The organism is Streptomyces minutiscleroticus (assembly GCF_014650875.1).
GTDB lineage: Bacteria > Actinomycetota > Actinomycetes > Streptomycetales > Streptomycetaceae > Streptomyces > Streptomyces minutiscleroticus.
This window is the reverse complement of the sequence record NZ_BMVU01000136.1, coordinates 1-5,011: the sequence shown is the minus strand read 5'-3', so window position 1 is coordinate 5,011 and position 5,011 is coordinate 1. Positions and strand designations below refer to the sequence as shown.

The window sequence follows — 5,011 nt, the reverse complement described above, 5'->3', positions numbered from 1 at the left end:
TGACGCGACCCGCACCCGGGACTGCGTCCCGCTCAGGTGCCCTCCGCTGCGCTCCAGGCACCTGAGCGGCCCACTGCGTGGGCCTTACGGCCTGCGCTGCGCTCCGGCCGGCCCCGCTCCCGCGGGGCGAGCTGGCGGCGATGAAGGATGGTCCGCGAGGCTGGCAACAAGGCAGCCGGCCACCGTGGTGATAGCGTGCCGGGTTGGCAGAAATCAGTTCACTTTCGTATGTGCTTCAAACTGAGCATCAGATCTACTCTGGAATAGAGCGTCCCTACCTTGCGATCCGGATCACGCAGTACATACTACACATCAAGATGCATCAAACCTCGTAATCTTCTTCACCAGGTTCCTCTGTCCTCGGCGGTGACGTTTGAAGCTGAGGAAGAGCAGAGGAGAGGACACTTGATTCTAGCTCTCCGGAGACTACAGCTTGTATCAATACATCATTCGCATTGCGCGCCTTCTCTTGCCCTCTCATCATGAGGAACCAAGTGAAAGGGATGAGCAACAATACTTCAAATGAGCTTTTTGCTGCAATGATGCTTACAAGAACTGAAGCACTGAACCCAACATTTACCCTGAAATCCGCTTCGGCGGATGCTCGGTCATAACTTCCATACAGGTCCATATTTCTAGCCTGTAAGCGAATTGAAAGCTGGTCGAGTTCGTCGCCGAATCTTCCCATTAGTGAGAACAGTTTGGCTCCTCTTCCCCCGTTGCGATGTATGTAGATGGCCAGGTCGATCAGGGCTGAACGTGAGACACGCCTACCCCAATGCGGCCTGCGAACGGACCTAAGGGATTCGTTTGGCGTTATGAAGGCCTCTAAATCTGCGGCGCCTCGGCTCGTTTCTAGGGTCTCTGTCCACCTCAACACGTGAGGGTCATCAAATCGATCCAGTCTAGGCTCTCTTATAATTTTCCGGTATAAGCTCCATCGCCACTCAGAGAGTAGGAACCAGTGAACGATAGAGTGTGCGCGAATTTCGAGTAGGCATCCGATGAGATACGCCGCGAAACTGACTGCGGCAAGCGTTGCCGCGGTACCGACCACAGCGCTGAGTTGATAGAGACTCTTCCATATTCCTTGAGCTTCGCTTCCCTTGGGAATGTACTCAAAAAATCCAATCCAGATACTGATTACCCATATATATCCGGAAGCCAATGGGGCGCGGATCTCGCGGATTCCTGGCAGTAGGTTCGCAAGCATGCGTTCATTCTGCATCGATACGCATGCCACTTGAGCGGATTCCAGAAAATAAGGTCGGCGAAAATCCCCTCTGCTGCTCCTGTACTCGTCGCTCCGTACCTCTCCCTGCTCGCCGGAGTCAGCCACAACCCCGGGCGCAGACAGCGCACCGCCCCGGTCGAGGGATGGTTTCTGCGACCTGGGCTTGCCGGGGCGGTCGGCCACTCGGCCCGGGGTCCGGGGCCATGAGTGGCCCGGACAGCGTAGTAGGAACGGCGGTGCTGTTGACCTGCTGCGCATTGTGCAAAATCCCTAGTCAGGCGCCTTACCGGCATCCGCGGCCAGGGGCTTTGGTGTCACTCCTTCGAGTGATGGTGTTCATGGCCGTGGGGCGGAACGCTCGACAAGAGGTCCTGGAGGTGTTCGGTTCACCTCCAGCCTCTGGCACCAGCGGGTCCGGCCCACGTCACGGGCCGGACCCGCACCGGCACAGCCGAGACCAGGGCTCCGGCAGTCGTGCCGGCGTGAAGAGATAGCCCGAAGCAATCTGTGTAAGTCCAAGAAGCCACCTGATGGCTCTCCAGGCGGCCCCGCAGCCGCCCGCCCCATCCCAAGCGCGCGGAGGCTTCGCCGACGCGCCAGAAGAGCCCTCTCGCGTCCGATCCCCCTGGGCAGCCGCTCGCCACGGTCCCGCCCGCCCTCTTTTTCGGCGGGCGGGGCGGTGGCGAGGGGGTGCACAGGGGGATGTCAGACCTGCAGACCACGCGAAAAAGGCACCCTGAACTGCAAAGATGCGTGGGGCGGGCGGACGTGAGGTGCAACAGTTGTCGCAAGAGGATGCGCAACAGGTAACGCAAGAGGATTCGTAACAGTTGTCGCAACAAGACCACGGCCCCGGCTCGGCGGGGTGGCCGTGGCCCGTGCTGGGCGCAGGAACCATGCTGTTCTCGCCTGCCTTCTGCGTACAGCACAGGCCCGCTGACCTGCCATGGGGTACCCCGTGGAGGGAGCCGGGGCGTCTACGGCCGGGCGGTTCGGGCGCGGTAGCCGACAAGGGCGTGTTCCGCGGGTGGTGTTCACGGCCGCGGGGCGGGAGCGTGAAGGCAGTGAGGTCGCCTCGGGGACGTTGGCCGCTCGTGCCGCTGCTGGCGAGCGGAGACGCCGCATGGGCCCGAGGCCGCGGGTCCGGTCCGCCTAGGCGCACGGGCCGGACTCGTGAAGGGGGCCTCCAGCTCACCGCCTGCCAGGCGCGGTCGTCGACAGCCGCTAGGCGCGGCGGCCGAACAACCGCCGGGGCCGGGCAGCCGCTTCCGCTGCTTCCTGCGCGGCTCGGCCCTCGGGCAGTTCCCGGGCGCAGGTGGCGCAGTGGTCGCCCATCTGGAAGTCGGGGTGGGGGTGGAGGGGGCGGCCGCATCCGGGGCAGGGCCAGGCGGCGGCCTCGTGGCGCCGGCGGGCGGCCTCGATTTCGGCTTGGGCTGCGGCGGCCCGCTGCTCGCGGATTTCCTCTGCGCGCCGGCGGTCGGCCTGGTCGCGCTCGCGGTAGGCGGTAAGGCCGTCGAGGTCGGCCAGGGCCACGTCGAGGGTCCCCCACTCGGTGTGGCCGTAGCGCCACCACACCGGCCCGTGGGGGCCCTTGGAAGCGAGCTGGCGCAGGGAGGTGGCCAGGAGCGGGATGCGGCTCTCGAAGTCCTGGTAGCCGTCCTCGCCGCCGATCTCCGACGGCCGGGGCCACCGGTGCCAGACGCCCTTCCAGAGGGCGTGGGAGAGGCGTCCCAGGGCCGTCATCCGGTTCTGCAGCGCCTGAGGTCCACTGTCCTGGGTGAACACCACCGTCACCGGCGGATACGCGGGCCGCTGTCCGGCCTCGGGGGCTGCGTGGGGCCAGACGGTGTGCCACAGCGCCGGCCCCGCACTGGCATGGGCGGGACGCCGGGGGGCGGCGGGGCGCTTGAAGAAGGCGGCGTAGCGGGCCACCTTGTCCGCCAGCACCTCCGGGCTCTCGGTGCCGTTGTCCACCTCCACGAACAGCAGCTGCGGCGCGGCGCCGGGCAGGGCGCAGACCAGATCGGCGCGCAGGCTGCCGCGGGCGGGTGAGGCGAACGTGCCCGCCACTGGCAGGGTGACCTCTGTCGTCCAGGCGATCAGCGGCCCCAGGCCGGGCGGGCGTTCGACGAAAACGCGCGGCACGGCATCCGGCGCGGTGCGGGGGCCGGGCAGCATCGGCTCCGGCCGGGTCTGCAGGAACGCGGCCAGCGTGTCGGTCACCTTGCGGGCGTGCGTCGCGCCCGAGGCGGCCGCCGCCTTGGCCGTGCCGCCCATCTCCCGCGCCGGGCGATCCAGCGCCGCGGCCGCGGCCTCCAGGCCGGCCGGGGTCAGATGCCACAGCTTCTCCGTGACCCGGTTGCCGACCTCGTTGACGCGCACCGCCGTACCCGCCGTGGCGACCAGGCGGTCGGCCTCCAGATCCTTCAGGCCGCCGCGGACCGTGCCCGCATCCTTCGTGCCCGGACAGGCGATCTGACGAATCTGCTCAGCCGTGGCCCCCTTCACCACCCCCAGCACCGACAGGAACATCCCCCGCTAAGGACAAGGTGGGCCGTCAATGTCAGTGCCACCTGTGAGAATGCTGGGCGGACGGTGGGAGGAACGACATGGCGATTGACTGGGATCGTATCGGGCAACGTGAGTTCGATCGACACGTTGAGGCATTGCTGTATCGAATGTTCAACGGCTCTGCTGGCAAGGTGATCGCCGTCAACGGTCGAGGTGGCGACGACGGTATCGATGTGCAGGTCTCCACTGATGCCGGTATCCGCATTTTTCAGCTCAAGTACTACCCCGATGGCTTTCCCGGCTCCGTGAAGGGCCGGAGAAGCGCCATCAAGAAGTCCTTCACCAGAGCGATGAAGCACCAGCCCGTCGAGTGGACACTAGTCGTGCCCGGCACGCTGACACCGTCCGAGCGCTCCTTCGTCGACCGGCTGGCGCAAGGACACGCGGTCACCGTCAGTGTGCTCGATCGCCCTGGCCTCGACAACGGCTTCGCGGATTTCCCAGGTCTGGAAGCCACATTTACCCGTAATCAGCTGCGTGAGGCAGCACGGGATTACAACCAAGAGAAGGCATTGCTGCTCAGTGGGGACGACTTGGTCGAGCGCGTCCGCGCACTGGGGGCCCGAGCCGATACCGTTGACGAGGACTGGACCTGGGACTTCGAGCGCCGCGGCGACCTTGTGGTCAGAACGCTGCGTGAGCAGCATCCCTTGGCTCATAAGCGCAGCCCAATCACCATGCGTGTCGTAGGCCGCGCGACAGAGATGAACACCGACCTCACGGCAGCTCTCAACCGAGCACTGGGTTTCGGCATCGCGGAGGAGGTGACTTTGCCGCCTCACGTGCTGGAGAGCCTGACTATTGAGGGTCCGGAGTTCATCGCCCAGCGTATTACCGACGCCACCCTCACATGGAAGCCGGTCAATCCCACTGCCAGCGTCGGGGCCACTGCCGAGGTCAGTTTTCTTACGTCCGAGAACACTGTCGCCGCTCGCTACTCCGGCCGCCTTCACGCTGTCGGCTCCGGCGGCTTAGGAGCCTCGATCGAGGTCGACGTCTATGGCGCTCGCTTTCAGATGATGCTGCCGTTCAACCGTAAAACCCCTGCCAAAATCCGCTTCACCTACAAATTGAAAGGCCACGAACCCGCATCCGCCATCAAGATCCTCTGAGCTGCCCCGAGTTTCGTAGAGTCCGATCTTGATGGTTCAGGCGGACTGCGGGGTTTGCTCCTGGCTCCGCCAGAAGGCTTGCTCGTATTCGGCG

At 65.0% G+C, this 5,011-nt stretch carries 3 protein-coding genes; 1 reads left to right on the top strand and 2 read right to left on the bottom strand.

All coding sequences use genetic code 11. The features are described from left to right. Positions 1-322: 322 nt before the first annotated feature. A complete protein-coding gene (locus IE271_RS40120) occupies positions 323-1,213 on the bottom strand; it encodes a hypothetical protein (RefSeq protein ID WP_190195364.1) in 891 nt (296 codons plus the stop codon). A 1,245-nt stretch (positions 1,214-2,458) separates the two neighbouring features. Continuing rightward, entirely contained in the window at positions 2,459-3,766 is a 1,308-nt protein-coding gene (locus IE271_RS40115) for a replication-relaxation family protein (protein ID WP_190195363.1), read from the bottom strand. 77 nt (positions 3,767-3,843) lie between these two features. On the opposite strand from IE271_RS40115, the gene IE271_RS40110 reads away from it, so the two are divergent. After that, positions 3,844-4,917: a hypothetical protein gene (locus IE271_RS40110; RefSeq protein WP_190195362.1), complete on the top strand. Its 1,074-nt coding sequence runs from the start codon at positions 3,844-3,846 to the stop codon at positions 4,915-4,917. Positions 4,918-5,011 lie beyond the last annotated feature (94 nt).

Coding starts and splice junctions, on each gene's coding strand:
- IE271_RS40120 (WP_190195364.1), bottom strand. CDS start 1,213: ATGCTTGCGAACCTACTGCCAGGAATCCGCGAGATCCGCGCCCCATTG.
- IE271_RS40115 (WP_190195363.1), bottom strand. CDS start 3,766: ATGTTCCTGTCGGTGCTGGGGGTGGTGAAGGGGGCCACGGCTGAGCAG.
- IE271_RS40110 (WP_190195362.1), top strand. CDS start 3,844: ATGGCGATTGACTGGGATCGTATCGGGCAACGTGAGTTCGATCGACAC.